This is a genomic window from Pseudoalteromonas sp. SWXJZ10B (assembly GCF_015864475.1).
Classification (GTDB): Bacteria; Pseudomonadota; Gammaproteobacteria; order Enterobacterales; family Alteromonadaceae; genus Pseudoalteromonas; species Pseudoalteromonas arctica.
Genome location: NZ_JADYXD010000002.1, coordinates 88,997 through 111,061 on the forward strand (window position 1 = coordinate 88,997; position 22,065 = coordinate 111,061).

Consider the following 22,065-nt stretch of genomic DNA (forward strand, 5'->3'; position numbering starts at 1 on the left):
ATATACTAAGCCCTATAAAAAACACTTAAGGTTTAATAATGAATCCAATACTAGCAATACTTAAAGAGCACAATGTAAGCGACGAAAAAGTAAAAGCATTGTTTGAAGCGTTTACTCAAAACCCAATGATGGCAATGGCGCTTGTTCAAGAGCTTGGTATTCCGCCAGAAAAACTACAGCAACTAATGGCAGTCGTAATGACTCAACCGCACCTTATTAAAGAAGCGACTGACGAACTTGGTTTAGATTTTGAAAAAGTAAAAGAAGCGAAAGAAAAACTAAATCAATAATTTTTTATGTGATGAAACAAAAATAAATAAAAGAGCATAAGTATTTACTTATGCTTTTTTATTTGACTTATTCTTTTATGACTACTCTTTTGGAAGTAGTACGGTGTCGATAACATGAATTACGCCGTTGCTTGCTTTTACATCAGCTTTTACAACTTTAGCATCATTTATCATTACGCCCATGCTGTCGGCTTTAACCATAACTGATTGGCCTTGTAGTGTTTTCGCACTGTCTACCTTCATTACATCGGCTCCCATCACTTTTCCAGACACTACGTGATAAGTTAATACCGCCGTTAGCTTGTCTTTGTTTTCAGGCTTGAGTAGCATTTCAACAGTGCCTTCAGGTAATTTAGAAAATGCAGCATCTGTTGGTGCAAAAATAGTAAATGGTCCTTTACCTTGCAGTGTTTCAACTAAACCTGCGGCTTTAACAGCAGCAACAAGAGTAGTGAACGAACCATTTTCAACGGCTACTTCAACAACGTCTTTTTTCATACCATGATGATCAGCATAAGCCATTGTAGTAAATCCAAGGCTTGCAGTTGTAAACAATAATGCAGTAGTAATTTTCTTAAACATTTTATTTTCCTTTAAGTTAATACCCGTTGGTTTCGTTAAATGTTACGACGCTCTAAATTTAATCGATCAATTAAAATTAGTAGTCAACATGTTTTGTTACATCATTGATTGAACTGCAGCTAGTTAGCAAAGTCATATAAATAGTTACTCAATTAAAGACTTGTTCAATTGAAGGGAATAGGCATGAAATTAGTTTATAAGTTTTGGAAAAATAACCGCTCTCTTATCGTATTTATTGCACTGATGAGCGTATTTAGAAGCGCTGTTGCCGATTGGTACGAAGTGCCAACAGGCTCAATGAAACCGACAATTCAAGAAGGTGACAGAATACTTACCGATAAAATGGCCTACGATATTCGCGTCCCATTTACGCACATAAAATTACTTAAATTAGCGGATCCACAAGCTGGTGATATTATTGTTTTTGACTCACAAGCTGCCGATAACCGTTTAATTAAACGTGTAATTGGTGTGCCAGGAGACACCGTTGCGCTTGAAAATAATGAGCTCATTATTAATGGTAAAAAACTTAATTATGCAGATCAGCGAAGCAACATAGACTCGCTTGATAAAATTGAAAATTTAAACGGATTAGAGCATTCGATAAGAGTGGCAAATATTCCTTCACGTTTATCGGGGTTTGATGCAATTACAATTCCTGATGATTATTACTTAGCAATGGGCGATAACCGCGACAATAGCGCTGACTCGCGTGTAATAGGTTTAATTCCGCGTAACGAGTTATTAGGAAAAGCAGAACGCGTTATAGTGTCACTTGATTACGATAATTATTACCTACCAAGAAAAGATCGCGTATTGAAAAAGCTGAATTAATTAGTAGTAATTAATTTTGTATAGCGCCCAATCAAATTTTATGAGCACACATTTGGCTATTTTATAAATAAAATAAACTGCCTATTTAGGCAGTTTACTTATATAGTTTTTTACAAGCTTGGTAAGGTGGCTACGCTCTTGTTCGGTATTTAATACCTTACAAAAATCGCCACTTACTGCCGCGCCACAAGCACCTGCTTCAAACCATTGTGATAAATTATCTAAATTCACACCACCAACAGGTATTAATTGTGCTTCTGAAAATGGACCTGTTAATGCTTTAAAGTAACCAACGCCCATACTGCCCGCAGGAAATACCTTAATAATATCTGCCTTATATTCAATTGCATTTGCTACATCGGTAGGTGTTAGCGCGCCCATTAATACCGGCAACCCGTGCTGGTGGGCAAGTTCGACAACCGATTTGTTGGTATTTGGCGTTACAATAAACTGCGCGCCTGCATCAATTGCTTGCTGAGCAAGGGTGGTGTTAATTATTGTGCCTGCACCAATAAGTGCGTTTTTATGAGCTGCGCGTGCTTTTGTTATTTCTTGCTCAAAGCCAGGCGTGTTTGAAGTGATTTCGAGTGCGTTTATGCCTGCATTAACTAAGCAATCAATTAATGGAGCTACGTCGCTTTGTTGTTTTAAGCGTAAGATTGCGAGTAACTTATATTGCTTGATTAGCGCACTGGTATTTAGTCTTTGGGTATCAAGGTTGCTGGTCATGGTTGTTGATCTAAAAAATATTTTAATACACTGATATTATTTAAATAATGCTTATAAAGCAAATAGGGAAGCCCATAAAAAAACCGCTGATGTATCAGCGGTTTTTATTGTATGAGTAATATTACATTACGCGCATACCAGGCTCTGAGCCGTCATCTGGGTTAAGAATATAAATTTCTTTTCCGCCAGGACCTGCTGCTAATACCATGCCCTCAGACATACCAAAGCGCATTTTACGAGGCTTAAGGTTAGCGACCATAACGGTTAACTTACCTTCGAGATCCTCTGGTGCGTAAGCTGATTTAATACCTGCAAACACTTGGCGAGTTTCGCCGCCTAAATCAAGTGTTAGCTTAAGTAGTTTATCAGCGCCTTCTACGTGCTCTGCTTTAGCAATTTTAGCTACGCGTAAGTCTACTTTTGCAAAGTCATCAAATTCTATTTCGTCGCTAATCGGCTCTTTTGCAAGTGGGCTGTTAGGGTCAATAGTTACTTTTGGCGCTAAGCTTTCTTTAGATTCTTCAACCATTTTATTTACTTTATCCATTTCAACACGCTGCATTAACGGTTTAAATTTATTGATAGGGTGGCTTACGAGAGCATTTTGAACGCCGTCCCATGCAAGGTCGTCATTTAAAAATGCTTGTACGTTGTCGGCCATTTCTGGTAGCACTGGTTTTAAGTAAGTAATTAAAACGCGGAACAAGTTAAGACCAAGAGAACACACTTCGTGTGCTTCTTGTTGCTTAGTTTCGTCTTTAATTAATACCCAAGGTGCTGCGCCATCAATAAATTGGTTTGCTTTGTCGGCAAGCGCCATTATTTCGCGAATTGCGCGGCTGTAATCGCGGTTCTCATAGTGTGTTGTAATGCTAGGTGCAGCCGCTTGAAACTCTGCTAACAGCTCTGGTTGCATAATAGTGCTGCTTAGCTTGCCATCAAACTTTTTAGTAATAAAGCCAGCACAACGGCTCGCTATGTTTACTACTTTACCTACTAGGTCTGAATTTACGCGTTGTGCAAAGTCTTCTAGGTTTAAATCAAGATCAACAATACCGCTGCTTAATTTTGCTGCGTAGTAGTAACGTAAGTACTCTGGGTTTAAGTTATCTAAATAAGTACGCGCTTTAATAAACGTACCCTTTGATTTAGACATTTTTTCGCCATTTACAGTAACAAAACCATGAGCGAATACGTTAGTTGGCTTTCTAAAATTAGCGCCTTCTAACATTGCTGGCCAAAATAAGCTGTGGAAATAAATGATGTCTTTACCAATAAAGTGATAAAGCTCAGCGTCTGAACCTTCAGCCCAAAACTCATCAAAGTTGATGCCTTTTTTATCACATAGGTTTTTAAAGCTCGCCATGTAACCAATAGGTGCATCTAACCAAACGTAAAAATATTTGCCCGGTGCATTTGGAATTTCAAAACCAAAGTAAGGCGCATCACGGCTAATATCCCACTGCTGCAGGCCATCGGTAAACCATTCGTCTAGCTTGTTAGCCATTTCTTGTTGAATAGTGCCCGAGTGTAACCACTCTTTTAGCATGCCTTCAAATGCTGGCAGGTCAAAAAAGTAATGTTCAGAATCTTTAAGTACAGGCTCTGCACCTGACATTACAGAACGCGGATTAATGAGTTCGGTAGGGCTGTATGTAGCACCACACGAATCACAACTGTCGCCGTTTTGGTTTTCAGATTTACACGTTGGGCAAGTACCAGTTACAAAACGATCGGGTAAGAAAATACCTTTTTCTGGATCGAATAATTGCGAAATAGTGTGCTTTTTAATATGACCGGCATCGTTTAGGCGGTTATAAATAAGTTCGCTTAATTCTTTGTTTTCTTGGCTATGCGTGCTGTGGTAGTTATCAAATTTGATATTAAAGTCAGCGAAGTCGCGTTGGCGCTCTATGCTCACTTGTTTTACCATTTCTTCAGGCGTGATCCCTTGCTTTTGCGCATTAAGCATAATTGGCGTGCCGTGGGCATCGTCTGCGCAAACATAATAAGCTTCGTGGCCCTGTAGTTTTTGAAAACGTGACCAAATATCAGTTTGAATATATTCCAATAAATGACCTAGGTGAGTAGGGCCATTTGCATAAGGTAATGCGCTGGTAATCAGGATCTTTCGCTGCGTCATAATCATTCCGAATTGAGGATAAAACGCCGTTTTTATTATACAAACGGCAATTATCATTAATTTATCTACAAGCTATCTGCTTAGAGTGCGCACAGCTTATGGATTTTTATTAATTGACTGGTGTTAATGCCCTGAATGTTACATAATTCCGTGGCACTTTTCATCAAAGAAACGCTATTTAATTGCTATGTTTGGACTGTCGAAACTATTCTCTTCTAAATCGGTGCAAAAACAACCGATTATTACTGCCTTAGCGGCATATCGTAGTGCGGCTTTTGCCGTCGGTATTGACGAAAGCTTCATTAATACTATTACTCAAAATGACGATAAATCACTACAAATCAAATTAACTCTGCCATTTGCTGGGCAATCAGAAATGCCTTTAGTTGAGCAACACGTATGTGAAAGCTTAAATGTGCCTGTAACTATTAGCGCCAAGGTTATCATTAAAGAGGCGGCTAAGTTTAAAGCGATTAAACATATTGTACTTATTGCCTCAGGCAAAGGTGGGGTAGGTAAGTCGACTACTGCTGTTAACTTGGCAGGCGCGCTTAAAAATGAAGGCGCAAAGGTGGGTATTTTAGATGCTGACATTTATGGCCCATCTATCCCAATGCTTTTAGGATTAGTGGGCGCAGAGCCCGTCACTAAAGATAACAAACAGCTACAGCCTTTTGATGCCAATGGCATTAAAGCGCAGTCAATTGGCTTTTTAGTCCCAAGCGATGATGCCACCGTATGGCGCGGGCCAATGGCTTCAGGCGCGCTTAGCCAATTGCTTAACGAGACTGATTGGGGCGAGCTTGATTACTTAATTGTAGATATGCCACCGGGCACTGGTGATATTCAACTTACAATGAGCCAAAAAGTACCCGCGAGCGGCACTGTTATTGTCACTACGCCGCAAGACTTAGCCCTAGCCGATGCGCAAAAAGGCATTGCTATGTTTAATAAAGTAAACGTGCCAGTGCTGGGCTTAATTGAAAACATGAGTTATTACATTTGTAGCCACTGCGGTGAAGCTAACCACGTATTTGGTAAAGACGGCGCACAAAAACTGGCGCACAAGCACGGCGTACCCGTACTTAGTCATATTCCTCTTGCAATAGATATACGCGAGTATTCTGAGCAAGGAAAACTTATTGCCAACGATAACGACGCGGCAATAAGCAAAACATACAGCGCAGCAGCGAGGCTTATAGCCAGCACGCTTTATTATCAACAGCATCACAATGCGATTGAAATTGTGATTACAGAAGATTAGTAAATAATGAGACTTTCAGATACACATATTAATGAATACCTAAGCGATGGTCGCATTGTTATTGAGCCTGCGCCAACAAGTGACATGATTTCAGGTGTAACTGCCGATTTGCGACTAGGTAATAAATTCAGAACTTTTAATGCACACAACGCAGCATACGTCGATTTAAGTGGTCCAAAAGATCAGTTAAATAAAGCCATGGAATCAATCATGAGTGAAGAAATAGTGCTTGATGAAGGTGAAGCATTCTTTTTACACCCAGGTGAACTTGCACTTGCTATAACGCACGAAAAAGTAACTCTGCCAGCAGACATAGTAGGGTGGTTAGATGGACGCTCATCGCTTGCGCGTTTAGGTTTAATGGTGCATGTAACTGCGCACCGAATCGACCCAGGCTGGAGCGGTAATATTGTTTTAGAGTTTTACAACTCAGGTAAATTACCACTGGCGCTTCGCCCACTGATGAAAATTGGTGCTATGAGCTTTGAAATGCTATCGGGCCCGTGTGAAAACCCATACAACATCCGTAAAGATGCAAAATATAAAGATCAAAACAGTGCAGTAGCAAGTCGTATTAGTGACGATAAGTAACCACTAAATAAAGCTTTTATTCGTCCATTTTATGAAGCGCATAACCCAGTAGTGCAAAATACTGGTTAAGCGCTTCATTTGCTTTATTAAGTGGGTGCAACAAGTTTGCTAAGTATAAAGATGAAAGCTTTATACCTTTAATTCAATATTTACAATAATAGCCATTTATTTTAATAGTGAAGTGAGAATACAACGGTAATTAATGATTCTTCCCTTTGGTACTATCTATTCAAACAAATCTTTCTTTAAACGCCGTAGGGCTTAATCCGATTATCTTAATAAATACTTTGCGAAAACTGTTTACATCGTCATAGCCAATATTCAGAGCCACTCGCTCAAAACTGTGAGTGGTCGATTCTAATAGCTCACATGCCTTTTGCACTCTTATTTTTTGAATATACTGTATCGGCTTTAATGTTGTGGCATGGGTAAATTGTCGAAGAAATGTTCGCTCGCTCATACAGGCCAAAGCTGCTAGTACAGAAACATTCAGTGTTTTACTATAATTTGCTTGAATGAAATGCTGAACTAGTAATATTTGTTTATTCCCGTGATTAAGTTTTGGCGAAAAACTACCGTAATAGCGTTGTTCTCTTCTACCCGTATCAACGATAAGAAACTTTCCAAGTGTACGCATAACGTGTGGTTTTGTGAATTGAGCCACGATTTCTAGCCCTAGATCAATCCATGACATCAGCCCACCTGCGCTAATAATATCACCGTCATTAATTAGTAAACTTTCAATCTCAAGAGATACTTTAGGGAATGCCTCATGAAATTCATCAGCTAATTGCCAATGTGTTGTAGCAACACGATTATTTAATAAGCCTGTTTTGGCAAGTATAAATGCACCAGCGCAAGCAGAGCATAATATAGTCCCTTTTTGATGAGCCTCGTTGAGGTATTGCAACAACTTGGGTTGAGGCGTGAAGAAATAATCACCATCTAAGTTTGGTGGGAGAATAATAATATCATTTTGGCTCATCCCATCTAAATCTATATCGGGCTGAATGACCTTTACAGAGAACTGAACTTCAAGCTGGCTTTCTATAACTATCCTGTTTGCCAAAAAAAATAACTCTTTAAAGCCTTGTACTGCACTTTGTAGGGCGTTGGGGTAGTCGATAATTGTGATCTGAACATGCTTTGTCATTTTTAAACTGATTTATGGCTATTTCGCCATCGGTGTAATGAGTTGATGTTTTGCATAATAGTCTCAACAGATAACCTAAACAACATAAGAGAGATTATTATGTCTAACATAGCATTACTACTTATTGATTTACAAAACGATTATTACTCTACATTCGAAGGAGCTAAATGGCCTCTGTCTGGAACTGAAAAAGCCTCAGAAAATGCAGCAATACTACTAGCTCAATTTCGTGATAATGGTATGCCTGTAGTTCATGTTCGTCATGAGTTTCCTTCTGACGAGGCTCCGTTCTTTGTGCCTAACTCTGATGGTGCGAAAATCCATCCTACGGTTACTCCAATTGAAGGTGAGCCGGTCGTTTTAAAGCATCAAATAAATAGTTTTCGCGATACAGATTTACAAAGAGTACTAGAAGAGCTCAACGTTGAAAGGTTGATTATTGTTGGTGCTATGAGCCATATGTGTATTGATGCTGTCACTCGTGCTGCAGTAGATTTTGGCTATGAATGTCATGTAGCACATGATGCTTGTGCTACATTAGATCTTGAATTTAATGGGGTGGTAGTATCTGCACATAATGTTCATCATGCATTTATGGCTGCATTGAGCTTTGGTTATTGTAATGTTCAGAGCACAGACAAATTACTAGATTTAGTTCGCTAACCATTAGTACAGGTAATGGTTTAGCTAAGCATCACTTTAAGAGCTGATTTAATCCATTTTATGAAGCGCATAACCCAGTAGTTCAAAGTACTGGTTAAGCGCTTCATTTGCTTTATTAATATGCCCAATATTTGGGTATATTAAATTACTACTTTGTAAGCCCCCCACTAAAAAGCTATTTTTTATATTTGAATGCTGCTCAATACAGGCTTCAAAACACCGTGCGGCAAGCTCCTCTGGCATGCTCATATAATTCATATTGTGGGCTTTATCGTGTTCTATACACGTTTGTACAAAGTTATTTGCATCAACGCCGTGCTCATCTAAAAATACATGTTTATAAAAACTGTTCAAAGCATTATTAAGTGGATGCGATAAATTAGGCGTGTTTGAAAGCCATAATTTTGAGGCAAAACCAAATCGTGGTTTTGCTGCAAATAAATGCTCGCTTATATGATGGTCAAACGCATGAAACCATTCGTGAGCAAGTGCACCACCGCCTGCATTTTTTGCAAGGGCAAGCGTTTGAGAAGCTGCATTATAATGCGCTTGTACACCTTTTTGACCGCCATGCCCAAATGCAAAATTAAGTTTGCCACGAAGACCAATAGCTTTGGGCGGTAAATGCAGTATTTGTGCAAGGTCGGCCAGTGCATCGTAAATTAAATTAGCGCTAATGTAGCGCTCTTCTTTAGTTACCCATTTACCGACGACCATTGATCTAAAGCCAAAGGTATCTCTTATATCGCTAAAGTCGACTTGGTCGTCAAAGCGATAGTCGGGGCCTTGGCGAGTAAAGCCACGTTTTAGCCTGTTAGGGTAGTTACGCATTGCAAGTTTCATATAGTAACGAATTTAATCTAAGTAACGTGCTTTTACGTGCTCGGGCATGTGTTGGGTTTGTTTTTGTATTAATTCATCAAGCACATTATAAAGTGGTGCAGGATTTAGCTGCTCTATTAAAAACAAACTATGCGCTACAGCTTCAAGTGTGGATAGGCTGTCAGCCCTAGGGGCTTTACGAATAGCATAACGATTTTTAGGTAACTGTTTAAAACTGACCGTTTTGAATTGATTTAGCAATGTGGTGAGCTGCAAAATTTTGTAGGCTTTTTTCCATGTACCATCAACCACGATTAAATGGGTGATGTTTTTTATATTAGATTGCTCAGCGCTATCGTCTAAATTAATAGCGTTTTCGTTAGGGTAGAGCAAAACAGTTGAGCTTACGGGCAGTGATTTAAGAATAGAAAAGTCGTCATTATTTTCGCCTTTGACTATTTGGCAATCAGTTAGACACAAATTGAGTAGTTTAGCGGTATTTTTTGCTATTTTTTCTTCGCTTGGGTGCTGTAGAATAATAACCTTAACTTTGTTGTTTATATTTGTAATTGCGCTGCAAATACAGGTGTTAAGTGCAAAGTTACAATGATTACAAAGTGTGCGTGCCATTTAATAAACTTTTTGTTGCCAGTATGATCCTCGCAATTATACATTTATGAGGTAATTAAGTTGGTTTTTTTTACGCATCAATATAAAGTAGTACTATTAAACTGTAATTTACATGGATTGTTTTAAGGGCTTAAAATATGACAGAAATAAATATTGATACATCAGCATTAGAGAGTATGGAATCGTTATTGGGTGAGCAGTTTGCTGATACACTTGATTTTTGCTGCTCGGAGTTTGAGCGTTTAGGCTCTGAAGTTTTAGCAACCATTGGAAAAGACAGAGAAGCGGCGATTCGTCATTCTCATAGCTTAAAATCTAACGCTGCTCAGTTTGGTGCTTCAAGCCTTGCTGAAGTATCTCGCGTTATTGAACAAAATTTAAACCTAGATAACTTAGCTGAAGCCATCGACGCATCTAATAGCTTAATGGCTCAAGTAACAGGCTCTCAAGCTAAGCTAAATGAATGGTTAGCATCTCGTTAATTATTGAAACTGAAACGTGAATTTATTTCAGTATTAAGCGTTTAAATAGGCTGGCATTTTACGCCTTTACTAGGTTAGTCTAAAGACTCACTAGGGCGTGTTGATCTTTCGGGATTGAATTTGCAACGAGTGTTTGGTTTTTAGGTTAGGCAGAGCCTATGCAGTGTGGTTTTCCCACATAAATAGGCGATAACAACACATAAAATCCAAACACGCATTGCCCAGAGGGTTCTTCCTAGGGGCTATTTTCTCTTTGTTACTCAATTTTTACTTAGCCCACTAGGTTACAAATCTCGCGCCGCGATTAAATCGCCCCTAGGTTGAACAAATTTAATCCATAAAGTCAATACGCCCTAAAGAGGTAAAAATGTCTGATATTAAAAAGAGTCACAAATTAGAAGGTGTATGTTATGACATTCGTGGGCCGGTTTTAGCGCAAGCTAAAAAAATGGAAGACGAAGGTCAAAAAGTATTAAAATTGAATATAGGTAATCCGGCTGCTTTTGGTTTTGATATGCCAGAAGATATGCACCGAGATATTATCCGCAACTTATATTCAGCCCAAGGTTACTGTGACTCTAAAGGCCTCTATTCTGCCCGCGTGGCTATTTATCAACACTATCAACAACGTGGATTACATAATTTAGATGTAGATAACATTTATATTGGTAATGGCGTAAGCGAACTTATTCAGATGATCACCCAAGCGCTATTAAATAATGGCGACGAAGTGCTTATTCCTGCTCCAGATTATCCACTTTGGACTGCTTCGGTCACGTTATCGGGTGGTAATCCCGTGCATTATTTATGTGATGAAGAGCAAGATTGGTTTCCGGACATTGCAGATATAAAAAGTAAAATCACGTCTAAAACTAAAGCTCTGGTATTAATTAATCCTAATAATCCTACTGGTGCGGTTTACAGTGATGATTTGTTAATGCAATTAATTGATATAGCGCGTGAACATAAACTGCTGTTATTGAGCGATGAGATTTACGAAAAGATTTTATACGATGGTATAACGCATACTTCAATCGGCTCACTTTGCGACGATGTGCCTATTATTACTTTTAATGGTTTAGCAAAAACATACCGTGCAGCGGGGCTGAGAATGGGGTGGATGGTTCTAAGCGGTCGTACCTCGGTAATGGATGATTTACGCAAAGGCCTAGAAATACTTTCATCTATGCGTTTGTGCGCCAATGTACCTGCGCAGTATGCGATTCAACAAGCACTTGGCGGCGTGCAATCAATTGATAGTCTAATAAACCCGGGTGGGCGCTTATATGAGCAGCGTGATATTGCATGGCGTGGATTAAATGATATTGAAGGCATTAGTTGTAAAAAACCTAAAGGCGCACTCTATGCGTTTGCCAAAGTAGATACAGCACTTTTTAACGTCAAAGATGATGAAAAGATGATGTACGATTTGCTAAAAGCCGAAAAAATATTACTTGTGCATGGCAGGGCGTTTAATTGGCCAGATCCTGATCATTTTAGGTTGGTCTTTTTACCAAGCAAAGATGATTTATCGGATGCGATGTTAAAAATGAAGCGCTTTTTTAAAGATTATCGCCAAGTATAGTTATTAAAAAATAATAAAAAAACGAGCCAAATTTGGCTCGTTTTTTACTTTAGTCATGAATATATTAACAGGGCGTGTTGATCTTTGTGGATTGAAATTTGTTCAATCTAGGGGCGATTAAATCGCGAAGCGAGGTTTGTAACCTAGTGGGCTAAGTAAAAACCGAGCAAAGCTTCCGCGTCCTGCTCACGCCCCTTACCTACATCCATGTAGGCAACAAAGAGTTAATTGCCGCTAGGCAGAACCCTTCGGGCAGCGCATGTTTGGCATTTATGCTGCGTTATCGCCTATTTATAGGGAAAAACCACATTTCATAGGCTCTGCCTTGTCTAAATACCAAACATTCTGCTGCAAATTCAACCACCAAAGTTCAGCACGGCCTAGTACGCTTTATCTACACGCACTGTGTTGTCGTTCAAGTACACTAATCTTACGTTATCGCCTTTGCTAAAACGCATTGATTGGTCCTGATCTTGAACAACCATAAACTGGTCGCCATTTTCAACTTGTATTAATAACTCTACAAAGTGATTTTGCTGATAATGACTTTGCTGCTGCCTATTATGTGCAACACTGCCGCCAATTACCGAACCTAATATTGTTGCTACTGTACGGCCGCTACCACCACCAAACTGGTTGCCTACTACGCCGCCGAGTAATGCACCGCCGAAGGTTTTCCAGCCGTTATTTTTGTCTTGAATGATTTCTTGTTCGGTAATATTGCGTACCGATTTTACGTCACCAAATAAAACTTGCTGCACAGGGACTGCTTTATTGCGCTCGTATTTAGCAAACGTAGGCGCGCTTATTGTAAGTAAAGCGCACATAATTACAGCAATTGCTTTCATAACTTGCTCCTTTTATACCAACCTGCATAAAACTTTGATCAATTTAACGAATTAAATTGTGCTATAACGTCGTTAAAAATTTTTTATTTAGAACAACTAAATACAAAAATTTTTGCCTAGTACTAGCGTAATTTTCTTAACGTTAAATAGACCCCATATATAAGCAGATTGGTATTAGCTACCAGCCAAAGGTTGATTTTTCTTTCGTTTTACGAATTTCAGTTTCGTCTGCCCATTCAACTAGGCCGCTTTCCATATCCATTAAACGCATCGTAAATTTATAGTATACGTCTGATTTGTCGGCATTTGATTTAACGATGCTTGATAAGTTTCCGTATAACATATATTGCGCACCAACTTGTTTACCAAATGCAACGGCTGTTGCAGGGTTAACAAGAGCATCTTCATTTTGAAACGTTAATTGCTCACGTACTGACTCAACACGGGTCATATCTACAAAACGGAACTTACCGCTGCGTAGCATTTGTGTTGAGATTGAATCGGTGATTGATTCTGTATCAATGTGCTCGCTGGTTTTATTTTTAATACGCTCAACAAATACTACAGGGCGTTTATTAGCGGTCATTGTGCCAACAACAGGTGAGCTGAGTAATGAGTCGGTCATTTGGCTCGCTACTTTTTGTAAGTCGGTAGAACCAAAATTAATATCTGTTGTTTCTACTGCTTGTGCATCGCCATAACTTACTACAGCTTTATTAGCACAGCCACTTAATACTAAAGCGCTCAAGCCAACTAAAGCGTAAGTTGATGCTGTTTTAAATTTGTTACTGATGATCATGGTTGTTTCCTTTAATCTTTAAATTCTTGTGATTCGGTAGACACTTCTCTTACTGCTAAAGAAAAGGTAACCGCATCAGAGCTAGGTGCTAAGCCCGGTAATTGTGTTTTTGCAAAACCAAATAAGGTGAGTGCTTGCCAAGGTGAATGATTGCCTTTAATAACAAAGCCGTCTTTATCAAACCAATTAAATTGATACTGCAAATACTGTGATTTTTTATACTGGCTCGAAAGTGTCACTACCACGTCGGTTAACTGGTTGGTTTGACGTGTTTTAACATCAGTAATGGCCAGCTTTTTACCGAGCTCTGGATTATCTACACGTAATTGCTCATTAAACTGATTTTTATTTTGTTCAACGGAAATACCCGATGTAACCGGTTTACTGGAACATGCACTGAGCATTAAGACTGCTAATAATGGCGCTATGTATTTCATGATGGCTCCTAAAGTTGAACTACGTGGTAATTAAAGTAGTTATTAACGGAGGTTAAGTAAATTAACGTTAACCCTTGCTTACTAACGGTAAAATTTATAGGTGCTTGTGTGCCTATATGCAGAGAATGCTCACCTGTATTTAGGCTTTGCCTTGCAACACTTATTTGATTTGGAAGTGTAAGCCAGCTACGTGTATCAGCTTGCTCAGACGCCAAATTATAAATATTAGCAAGTATGTTACCTACATCACCGGCACTGCGAGCAAGTTCTGCACGCACTTTCTCTTTAGCTACTAATCTGAGTACTTGGCGAGCTACTTTTGCAGGTATTTGATCTTCTAATGTTTTTGCTGCAAGTGCTTCAATGTGTACTAATGGGCTCAGCTCTATGCTTTGTGCATCTATGTTTATATTATTAAGGCGGCGCACATAGGCATTATCTTTGTACACTGGCATTGCTAAGCTGTAAAAGCGTGCATCGCCGCGTGATGAATAAATTGGTAAGCGCAGTTTAAATTCATCTTGTTTTGGTACTAAGCCTTGTTCAAATAAAACAATTACTTCGCCTTGCGTTGCAGAAATTGTGGGTGCATCACTAAAACGTTTTTTAAATTCACTTAGGTCTTGGTCAAACCCTTGTTTTTTAGCAAGGCGCATTACGTCCTGCTGTAAATAAATATTGTTAGGTTGTATAGCCAGTGCTTTTTTATAATCAATATAAGCATCGTCATACTGTTTAGCACTTTGATAAAGCAAAGCAGATAAATAAAATGTGTAGGCATTTTGAAAGCCATTTTTTACATCTCTGGTTACATTGCCCATGCTAGGGTAGTGCTGCTGCGCTTCTTTAACTGTTGAGTCGCCATCTGTTTTATTTTCGCTTAGTGCATCAACTTGTACTTTATTAGCGCGGCGAATTTCGACCAAAGCGCCTTCTACATCATTTTTATACACGTAGTTAAGTGCTTTATAACTATGAAGCATACTCATTTCGTAAGCCGGTGGCACATAAGTTATGGCTGAGTCGTTAGTAAATAACGCATTGCTTTGCTCAAGCCCCGCACTTACTTGTATTTTGGCGGCTTCACGTTTTTTTTGCATTTGCGTATACACGTTCTCAAATTTACCTTGTGCCTCTTGTGGCATATTGGCTAAGTCGTTTAAGCGAGCTTGCTCAAGTTGGTTGAGTAAGTAGCTGCTGTGCATGGTGTTATTATCGGCAATAAGGGATTGCGCTTCTTCGATATTGTTTTTCTCGATCGCATTTCTTATTGGTGTCATTTGCGTGGCATAGTCATTAAATAGGTCATTAAAGCCCATTGTGCTACACCCACTTAAAATACAACAAAAGCTTAAAATTATACTTAGGCGCACTGCGCACTCCTCTAAATTCACCTGTATACATTAACATATTATTTTTAGCTAAATGTGTGAAATATTGTAAAAAATCGTAGAGTAAAACTGCCTGCTAATAAAGAAATATAAAATGACATTGGTGAACAAAGTGTGAATTTTCTTGTTGGGTAACAATATTGAAATACTTAAGGTACTTTATTGGTCTTATTGAATACAATGATCCCTAAAGCGTAATGATAAATGAATTTTTTAAATGAAGTAATTGATATTCACTAAGTCGTATACGAAAAATACTAAAAGGATATCTTGTGTTGTAGACACCGTATTTTGCAAATGCGGCTAAGATTTTAGTATAAATAATCTAATTTATTAAAACTAAATACTCCCTTTGCACAGTTATACCAATCCTGTTTAAATGTGCTGCTCAGTAAGCGGTTTTATAGGCGCTTACGACAATGTTTTTAGCTTAGTAGGTTAATTAATTAATTGAAATAACGCTGTAATTTGTTTTTATTGCTAAGGAATTTTTTTGAAAGCTACGTTGTACACAATAATTGCTTTAATTGCGTTTGCTGCAAACTCTCTTTTTTGCAGAATGGCTTTAGCCGAAGGCTATATAGATGCTTGGAACTTTACAGTTATTCGCTTACTCAGTGGTGCTGCGTGTTTGGGCATTATAATGGCTATTTATACTCATAATTTAAAACGAAAAGGCACTTTTAACCCCGCTATTTTAAGCGATAAAGGAAGCTGGCGAAGCAGTATAAGCCTATTAGTTTATGCACTTTGTTTTTCGATTGCATACGTAGAGCTGGATACAGGCACCGGTGCACTGATTTTGTTTTCAGCCGTGCAACTCACTATGATTGGCTGGGGTATATATCAAAAAGAGCAGTTGAGTGTGCTTCAGTGGTGCGCGTTTATAGTGGCGCTAGGTGGGTTTGTATATTTAATGCTGCCATCTGCTGCTGTACCTTCATTATTAGGTGCATCACTTATGGCACTCAGTGGTGTGGCATGGGGTATTTACAGTATTCGCGGTAAAGTGTGCGTATCGCCACTGCGTACTACGGGGTTTAACTTTATAAGAAGCTTAGTGGCTATCCCTGTTTTATTACTTGTTGGTATGAGTTATTTAAAAAATATGAGTATTGAAGGGGTTTTGCTTGCATGTGCCTCGGGTGCGATAGCGTCTGGAATTGGTTACAGTGTTTGGTATGTGGCTATGCCACTGCTTAAAAGTACCCAAGCTGCTGTTGTGCAGCTTTGTGTACCTGTACTTGCAGCCTTGGCCGGGGTCTTGTTTTTATCAGAGCAGGTCACAATGGAATTTATTGTAGCAAGCTCATTAATATTAGGCGCTGTGCTGGTATTTATCTTAAATAAAAAGAAGGTGTGATACCACTTAAACAAGTTCTTTATGGCGGACTAACGTTCGTTACAAAGCGTGTATAAATAGCGGGTAAGTTATCAAGTATTGCCTGCTTACCCTGTAGTTCACTGTTTTTTATGCATTCAAAAAGTACTTGTTCACTAAGCTTATTCACTAATAATTGCGATTGCTTAATATGGCTTATATGCCAAAGCTCAGGTGCGACACCACCTAAATCATGCTGGTAAGGGCGATAAAAGCCAAATTTATCTAAGTTAGTATCAAGCCAATTACTTAAAGGCGCAAACGGCCCACCTTGCAGGTATTCATCAGGTGTTAGCTGTAGTTTATAATCATCGCTTACCGCAGCTTTATCAAACACATCTAAATCGGTGCCTAAATGGTGCCTGCTTGCCCCAGGTAATGCAGAGTAGAGCATTATTGCTATGCATTTATCTACATCATTTAATTTAGTTAAATCTACAACCTTTTGCTGTTTATTATAAACAGGTCGAATACCTAAAAACTTATTATTCCAAATAATTGATTGACGATTAAAGTCGCGAAAACTTGAGGCAATAGTAAGCTCAAATCCTGCTTTTTGTGCTGCACTTTGCAGCGCTAAAAAGTCGCTGATAATAGCGCTGTGCAAGCGATGATTTTGTATATCAGTTAAATGTGTATCACTTTGCCCTGTGATACACATTATTGGTGTTGGTTTAGTTACATCCATTATGCTAAAAGTTGCTCTAGTATTTGCTCGTAAATGTCGGCAAGGGCTATTAAGTCATCGGTACTTACGCATTCATCTATTTTATGAATAGTGGCGTTACGTGGTCCAAGTTCAATTACTTTAGCCCCTGTTTGTGCAATAAAACGACCATCTGATGTGCCGCCGGTAGTTTCTAGATTCGTGGTTAAACCGGTTACTGATTTAATCGCTTTTACTGTGGCATCAACAAGTGGGCCGTGCTCGGTAATAAAAGGTAAGCCATTTACTATCCAGCTTAATTCATAATTTAAGTTATGCTTTTGTAGAATGTCATTTACATGCTGTTGTAATTGCTCATGTGTTACTTGCGTGCTAAATCTAAAGTTAAACTGTACTTCTAGATCACCCGGAATAACATTACCAGCACCTGTGCCGCCATTAATATTCGAAATTTGAAAGCTGGTAGCAGGGAAGTATTCATTTCCATTATCCCACACAGTTTGGCTAAGTTCAGTAAGGGCAGGCGTTGCTAGATGAATTGGGTTTTGTGCTAAATGTGGGTAGGCGACATGACCTTGTACGCCTTTAACCGTTAGGTAAGCGGTAAGTGAACCTCTGCGGCCATTTTTAACCACATCACCGAGTACATCGCGTGATGATGGCTCGCCTACAAGGCACATATCAATTTTTTCACCGCGTGCTTCTAATGTATCAATTACGCGAGTAGTCCCGTTTACAAACGGGCCTTCTTCGTCAGAAGTAATTAAAAAAGAAATCGAACCTTTATGATCAGGATTTTTAGTAACAAAGCGCTCGGTTGCTACAAGCATTGCAGCTAACGAGCCTTTCATATCGGCAGCGCCACGTCCATGTAATAGGCCATCTTTTATTAATCCTGAAAACGGCGGATGTTGCCAATTTTTTTCAGGACCTGTTGGTACAACGTCGGTGTGACCAGCAAAACAAAAGTGCGGCGATTGTGTGCCTTTTCGAGCCCAAGTATTAAGTGTGTCGGTAAAAAATAATGATTCTATATTAAAACCAACCGCAGCAAGGCGATCGTTCATCATTTGTTGGCAGCCAGCATCTTCGGGCGTTACCGATTCACGTTGGATTAGCGCTTGGGCGAGTTGAATTACGTCATTAGTCATTATTTAAAAATCTCGTCGTATTGGGCTGCTTTAAAACCTAAATGGTAACTGCCATTGTTTACCAGTACTGGACGTTTGATCATGGCAGGTTGTTCAACCAACAATGGGATAGCACTTTCTTTAGTTAGACTCCGTTTTTGCTCATCAGTTAATGCGCGATAAGTTGTTCCACGTTTATTAACGAGTTGCTCCCAATCGAGCTTGTCTGCAAATTCACTCACCATTTGCTCATTTACGCCATCTTTGCGGTAGTCATGAAACGTAAATTCGATGTTGTTATCAGTTAAATGTTTTTTAGCTTTTTTTATCGTATCGCAGTTGCTAATGCCGTATAGAGTGATCATAAATCTAGTTCTTCTTAATAATAGTTAATAGTGTGTCTTCACCCGCATTTACATGCGAATGCGAGTAATGAAATGTGCCAAGGTTATGGCCGTTTAGTAAAATTAAACTAGCAAGCATTGGAGTATCAAGTTCTCGTAAATCAAAATAAGCAAGGCGTTGACCTTTGCATATTTTGCTACCATTGAGTTGCGCAATATGGGTATGCGTAATTGATTGCGAATCAAAAATAGTTAAGTTAATCAAGATTTTTAGACCATTATTAGCTTGTAGAATAAACTCAGTACCTGCATTTTTTACTTGTAATAAAGTTCCATCAAACGGTGCTAAAATTTTATGACTTGTTAGTTGCACCATAATACCAGGGCCCAGAGTGCCAAAACGAAAAAAAGGTTCTGGGTGCTCATTCAGTTCAATTACTTTACCTGTAAATGGGCTGGTAATATTTATTGCATTAAGAGGCGTTTTATTTTGAGCTAAATAGTCAATTTTTTGAGCTTTCATAAGTTAATTTACCACCACGTTATAACCCTCTTTTTTTAAAGCGGAAATAGCACTTTCTGCAGTGTGTTTTTTTATGAGAATATAATCAGTATCGTAGGTTGAGATTGAAAAGATAGAAATTTTAGCGCGCGCTAATACCCCTGAAATATTAGCCATAATTCCGGTTAACGAAAAGCCAAGTGGACCTACAACCTCTAAAGCTTGCCAGTCGGGTTCGGTATCCAGGCTTTTTACTTCAAAATCGCTTGGGCATACAATTGAAAGTTCATCATGGGTTTTAGAAATAAAAAACAAAGATTGCTTTAAAAGTGCCGCAGGTATGTCGGCATCTACATCTAAACTGTGTATAGATAAAATGGTGCTGTGTAATTGTAATGTTTGTTTTGACATTAAAAGCCTGCGAACAGCAATATTGATAGCTTTATAGTATAGATTATTGGCTTTAAATTAAAGGTGTAACAACGACTAACTCAGCAGTAAATAAGTAGATAAAAGAAGGGAGTAAAAACTTACCCACAATTTCTGTGGATAAGTATGGGGGTTGCAGGGTATAAATAACCTAACTAGTTAATTATTAAATAAATAATAGCTAGGCTATAAAAAGCACACGTTACGTTTAATGAGTAATTAGCGCTTCTGTTTGAGCTGCCTGAATGGCAGTTAAGGCGATTGTATACACAATATCATCAACTAATGCACCACGGCTTAAATCGTTTACAGGTTTACGCATACCTTGCAGCATTGGGCCAATACTTATCAAGTCGGCACTACGTTGTACTGCTTTATACGTGGTATTACCCGTATTCAAATCTGGGAATATAAATACGGTCGCTTTACCGGCTACAGGGCTGTTAGGTGCTTTTTTAAGTGCTACGTTTTCCATTATAGCTGCATCGTATTGTAGTGGGCCGTCGATAATTAGATCAGGACGTTTTTGTTTTGCTATTTTTGTGGCTTCACGTACTTTTTCAACATCGGCACCTGTACCAGAAGTGCCCGTGCTGTAGCTGATCATGGCAACACGCGGCTCTATGCCAAATGCAGCTGCAGAGTCGGCAGATTGAATCGCTATGTCTGCAAGTTGCTCAGCATTAGGGTCTGGGTTAATCGCACAGTCACCGTAAACTAACACTTGGTCAGGCAGTAGCATAAAAAATACAGATGATACTAGTGATGACCCTGGTGCTGTTTTAATCAATTGCAGTGGTGGGCGAATTGTATTTGCCGTAGTGTTTACTGCACCCGATACTAAACCGTCTACTTTACCTTGCTCAAGCATCATTGTACCCAGTACGACGTTATCTTGTAGTTGCTCTTGTGCTACTACGGCAGTTAGGCCTTTGCTTTTACGAATTTCGACCATAGGCGCAATATAATCATTAATAATGCTTTGAGGCTCGATAATACTTACATGTTCGTTTAGCTCAATACCTTGCTGCTGTGCAATGCGCATTATTTCTTCGCGATCGCCTAGTAATATAGTTTTAGCAATTCCGCGTTGACCACAAATAGCAGCCGCTTTAATTGTACGAGGTTCATTACCTTCTGGTAGAACCACGGTTTTACCTGCTTTACGCGCTTTAGTGGTAAGTAAGTAACGAAATGCGGGTGGTGATAACTTACGAGTTTTACCTACACTTTTAGCTAGAGTATCTAGCCAGCTTGAATTGATATGCTCTGCGTTGTGATCTTTTACTTTTTCAATACGCTGGTCATCATCATTTGGTACTTCCATATTAAAGTTATGCAGTAGTAATGATGTACGCCACGTGTCTGCATCGGTTGCGAGTATTGGTAAGCCGGTTTGCATGGCTTGCTCACACAAGGCCATAATACGTGGCTCTGGCTCAAAACCACCGGTGAGTAATATAGCACCAAGTTTAGTGCCGTTCATAGCAGATAAGCACGCAGCAACAAGTATGTCAGAGCGATCGCCCGGTGTTACTAATAAAGCGCCTGGCGTAAAATAATTTAAAATATTTGAAACCGTACGAGCACAAAAAGTAATACGGCGCAGACGACGATGAAGCATATCGCCTTCGTTAATAATCGTGGCTTTTAAGTATGCGCTTAAGTCTTTTACGCGCGGCGCTACTAAGTCAAAATCCCACGGGATTGCACCAAGTAACATAAACGGATTTTTTTTAAAAATAGGCAGGGAGGCTAAACGATTTAACTCGTTTTCAAGCTCTTCAGGTTTATAGGCATCGACTAAATCGGCGCGTGCACGACCTTCTTCATCAAGTGGCGCATTTACTTTATTAAAAATACAGCCCAGTACGCGAGGATGATCGATACCACCGTAGTTACCTGCTGCAATTTCAAGGCGGTCTTCTATTTGAGTAATGGTGTAATTACCTGGGGTAAGTACAAATACAATTTCGGCGCCGAGTGTTTGCGCAATTTCGCGGTTTACACGCCCAGCATAAGGTTGGCGACGAGTAGGTACCATACCTTCAATAATAGCGACTTCGTTATCGTTTATTTTACTTTCAAAGCGTTCAACAATTTCCTCTAGGAGGTCATCACCTTTACCGTCGCCAATCATTTGCTCAGCATAATCAAGTGCAAAAGGCATTGGTGGGTTGATAGGTGAGCCTTGAGTAACTATTTGCGTTGATTTTTCAGGGCCTGTTTCACCAGAACGTGGCTGAGCTATTGGTTTAAAAAAGTTAACTTTAACTGTTTTTTGTTCAAGTGCACGCACTAAACCAACTGATACCGACGTCAAACCCACACCGGTAGAAACAGGAATTAACATAATACGACGTGCCATA

At 39.2% G+C, this 22,065-nt stretch carries 24 protein-coding genes; 8 read left to right on the forward strand and 16 right to left on the reverse strand.

The window, feature by feature from the left end:
• Positions 1–38 precede the first annotated feature (38 nt).
• A complete protein-coding gene (locus I6F54_RS02370) occupies positions 39–290 on the forward strand; it encodes a DUF2999 family protein (protein ID WP_007582532.1) in 252 nt (83 codons plus the stop codon).
• 81 nt (positions 291–371) lie between these two features.
• Here the strand turns inward: I6F54_RS02370 and I6F54_RS02375 are convergent, their stop codons facing one another.
• Positions 372–872, reverse strand: a complete 501-nt coding sequence (locus I6F54_RS02375; protein WP_165727380.1) for a fasciclin domain-containing protein — start codon at positions 870–872, stop codon at positions 372–374.
• Positions 873–1,055: 183 nt separating this feature from the next.
• Between I6F54_RS02375 and lepB the strand changes: the two genes are divergently transcribed.
• Entirely contained in the window at positions 1,056–1,706 is a 651-nt protein-coding gene (gene lepB, locus I6F54_RS02380; protein WP_165727381.1) for a signal peptidase I, read from the forward strand.
• Positions 1,707–1,787: 81 nt separating this feature from the next.
• Here the strand turns inward: lepB and I6F54_RS02385 are convergent, their stop codons facing one another.
• Together I6F54_RS02385 and metG are read right to left on the reverse strand one after the other, a co-directional pair.
• Positions 1,788–2,435, reverse strand: coding sequence for a bifunctional 4-hydroxy-2-oxoglutarate aldolase/2-dehydro-3-deoxy-phosphogluconate aldolase (locus tag I6F54_RS02385; RefSeq protein ID WP_165727382.1), 648 nt, complete (start codon positions 2,433–2,435; stop codon positions 1,788–1,790).
• Positions 2,436–2,556: 121 nt separating this feature from the next.
• Positions 2,557–4,578 carry a methionine--tRNA ligase gene (gene metG / locus I6F54_RS02390; protein ID WP_007582537.1) on the reverse strand — a complete coding sequence of 674 codons (2,022 nt, stop codon included), beginning with the start codon at positions 4,576–4,578 and terminating at the stop codon, positions 2,557–2,559.
• 187 nt (positions 4,579–4,765) lie between these two features.
• Between metG and apbC the strand changes: the two genes are divergently transcribed.
• The gene (apbC, locus tag I6F54_RS02395; protein WP_165741044.1) at positions 4,766–5,842 is read left to right on the forward strand and encodes an iron-sulfur cluster carrier protein ApbC; all 1,077 of its coding nucleotides are present in this window, start codon (positions 4,766–4,768) and stop codon (positions 5,840–5,842) included.
• Between the two features lie 6 nt (positions 5,843–5,848).
• Positions 5,849–6,433 carry a dCTP deaminase gene (gene dcd / locus I6F54_RS02400; RefSeq protein ID WP_007582539.1) on the forward strand — a complete coding sequence of 195 codons (585 nt, stop codon included), beginning with the start codon at positions 5,849–5,851 and terminating at the stop codon, positions 6,431–6,433.
• Positions 6,434–6,662: 229 nt separating this feature from the next.
• On the opposite strand, the gene I6F54_RS02405 is transcribed toward dcd, so the two are convergent.
• Positions 6,663–7,586 carry a GlxA family transcriptional regulator gene (locus tag I6F54_RS02405; protein ID WP_166421413.1) on the reverse strand — a complete coding sequence of 308 codons (924 nt, stop codon included), beginning with the start codon at positions 7,584–7,586 and terminating at the stop codon, positions 6,663–6,665.
• Positions 7,587–7,685: 99 nt separating this feature from the next.
• On the opposite strand from I6F54_RS02405, the gene I6F54_RS02410 reads away from it, so the two are divergent.
• Positions 7,686–8,249: a cysteine hydrolase family protein gene (locus tag I6F54_RS02410; RefSeq protein ID WP_024592527.1), complete on the forward strand. Its 564-nt coding sequence runs from the start codon at positions 7,686–7,688 to the stop codon at positions 8,247–8,249.
• A gap of 48 nt (positions 8,250–8,297) precedes the next feature.
• On the opposite strand, the gene I6F54_RS02415 is transcribed toward I6F54_RS02410, so the two are convergent.
• Both I6F54_RS02415 and I6F54_RS02420 read right to left on the reverse strand, forming a co-directional pair.
• Positions 8,298–9,080 (reverse strand): CLCA_X family protein, encoded by a 783-nt coding sequence (locus tag I6F54_RS02415; RefSeq protein WP_165727525.1) that lies wholly within the window; start codon positions 9,078–9,080, stop codon positions 8,298–8,300.
• Positions 9,081–9,104: 24 nt separating this feature from the next.
• A complete protein-coding gene (locus tag I6F54_RS02420; protein WP_024590433.1) occupies positions 9,105–9,701 on the reverse strand; it encodes a tRNA-uridine aminocarboxypropyltransferase in 597 nt (198 codons plus the stop codon).
• Positions 9,702–9,838: 137 nt separating this feature from the next.
• On the opposite strand from I6F54_RS02420, the gene I6F54_RS02425 reads away from it, so the two are divergent.
• Complete coding sequence (locus I6F54_RS02425) at positions 9,839–10,183, forward strand: Hpt domain-containing protein (RefSeq protein WP_007582543.1); 345 nt, start codon at positions 9,839–9,841, stop codon at positions 10,181–10,183.
• A gap of 367 nt (positions 10,184–10,550) precedes the next feature.
• Positions 10,551–11,768: a pyridoxal phosphate-dependent aminotransferase gene (locus I6F54_RS02430; RefSeq protein WP_010554238.1), complete on the forward strand. Its 1,218-nt coding sequence runs from the start codon at positions 10,551–10,553 to the stop codon at positions 11,766–11,768.
• A 380-nt stretch (positions 11,769–12,148) separates the two neighbouring features.
• Here I6F54_RS02430 and I6F54_RS02435 read toward each other — a convergent pair whose 3' ends face one another.
• From I6F54_RS02435 to I6F54_RS02450, 4 genes are all read right to left on the reverse strand, one after another.
• The gene (locus I6F54_RS02435; RefSeq protein ID WP_197139498.1) at positions 12,149–12,616 is read right to left on the reverse strand and encodes a glycine zipper 2TM domain-containing protein; all 468 of its coding nucleotides are present in this window, start codon (positions 12,614–12,616) and stop codon (positions 12,149–12,151) included.
• Between the two features lie 178 nt (positions 12,617–12,794).
• Positions 12,795–13,415 carry a penicillin-binding protein activator LpoB gene (gene lpoB, locus I6F54_RS02440; protein WP_197139499.1) on the reverse strand — a complete coding sequence of 207 codons (621 nt, stop codon included), beginning with the start codon at positions 13,413–13,415 and terminating at the stop codon, positions 12,795–12,797.
• Between the two features lie 11 nt (positions 13,416–13,426).
• On the reverse strand, positions 13,427–13,852 hold the full coding sequence (locus I6F54_RS02445) for a YcfL family protein (RefSeq protein WP_007582549.1): 426 nt from the start codon (positions 13,850–13,852) through the stop codon (positions 13,427–13,429).
• Positions 13,853–13,860: 8 nt separating this feature from the next.
• The gene (locus I6F54_RS02450; protein ID WP_197139500.1) at positions 13,861–15,225 is read right to left on the reverse strand and encodes a COG3014 family protein; all 1,365 of its coding nucleotides are present in this window, start codon (positions 15,223–15,225) and stop codon (positions 13,861–13,863) included.
• Between the two features lie 511 nt (positions 15,226–15,736).
• Here I6F54_RS02450 and I6F54_RS02455 point away from each other — a divergent pair.
• Positions 15,737–16,606 (forward strand): DMT family transporter, encoded by an 870-nt coding sequence (locus tag I6F54_RS02455; RefSeq protein ID WP_197119733.1) that lies wholly within the window; start codon positions 15,737–15,739, stop codon positions 16,604–16,606.
• A 19-nt stretch (positions 16,607–16,625) separates the two neighbouring features.
• Here I6F54_RS02455 and I6F54_RS02460 read toward each other — a convergent pair whose 3' ends face one another.
• From I6F54_RS02460 to pta, 6 genes are all read right to left on the reverse strand, one after another.
• Positions 16,626–17,312, reverse strand: a complete 687-nt coding sequence (locus tag I6F54_RS02460) for a M15 family metallopeptidase (protein WP_010554242.1) — start codon at positions 17,310–17,312, stop codon at positions 16,626–16,628.
• Positions 17,312–18,442 (reverse strand): succinyl-diaminopimelate desuccinylase, encoded by a 1,131-nt coding sequence (dapE, locus tag I6F54_RS02465; protein ID WP_197139501.1) that lies wholly within the window; start codon positions 18,440–18,442, stop codon positions 17,312–17,314. Before dapE ends, I6F54_RS02460 begins: the two co-directional genes overlap by 1 nt.
• Positions 18,442–18,786 carry an ArsC family reductase gene (locus tag I6F54_RS02470; RefSeq protein ID WP_197139502.1) on the reverse strand — a complete coding sequence of 115 codons (345 nt, stop codon included), beginning with the start codon at positions 18,784–18,786 and terminating at the stop codon, positions 18,442–18,444. The genes dapE and I6F54_RS02470 overlap by 1 nt, the downstream gene beginning before the upstream one ends.
• Positions 18,787–18,790: 4 nt before the next feature.
• A complete protein-coding gene (locus I6F54_RS02475) occupies positions 18,791–19,288 on the reverse strand; it encodes a PTS glucose transporter subunit IIA (protein ID WP_166376237.1) in 498 nt (165 codons plus the stop codon).
• Between the two features lie 3 nt (positions 19,289–19,291).
• The gene (locus tag I6F54_RS02480) at positions 19,292–19,678 is read right to left on the reverse strand and encodes an ACT domain-containing protein (RefSeq protein WP_197139503.1); all 387 of its coding nucleotides are present in this window, start codon (positions 19,676–19,678) and stop codon (positions 19,292–19,294) included.
• A 226-nt stretch (positions 19,679–19,904) separates the two neighbouring features.
• The gene (gene pta, locus I6F54_RS02485) at positions 19,905–22,064 is read right to left on the reverse strand and encodes a phosphate acetyltransferase (protein ID WP_165727393.1); all 2,160 of its coding nucleotides are present in this window, start codon (positions 22,062–22,064) and stop codon (positions 19,905–19,907) included.
• Position 22,065: the final 1 nt, after the last annotated feature.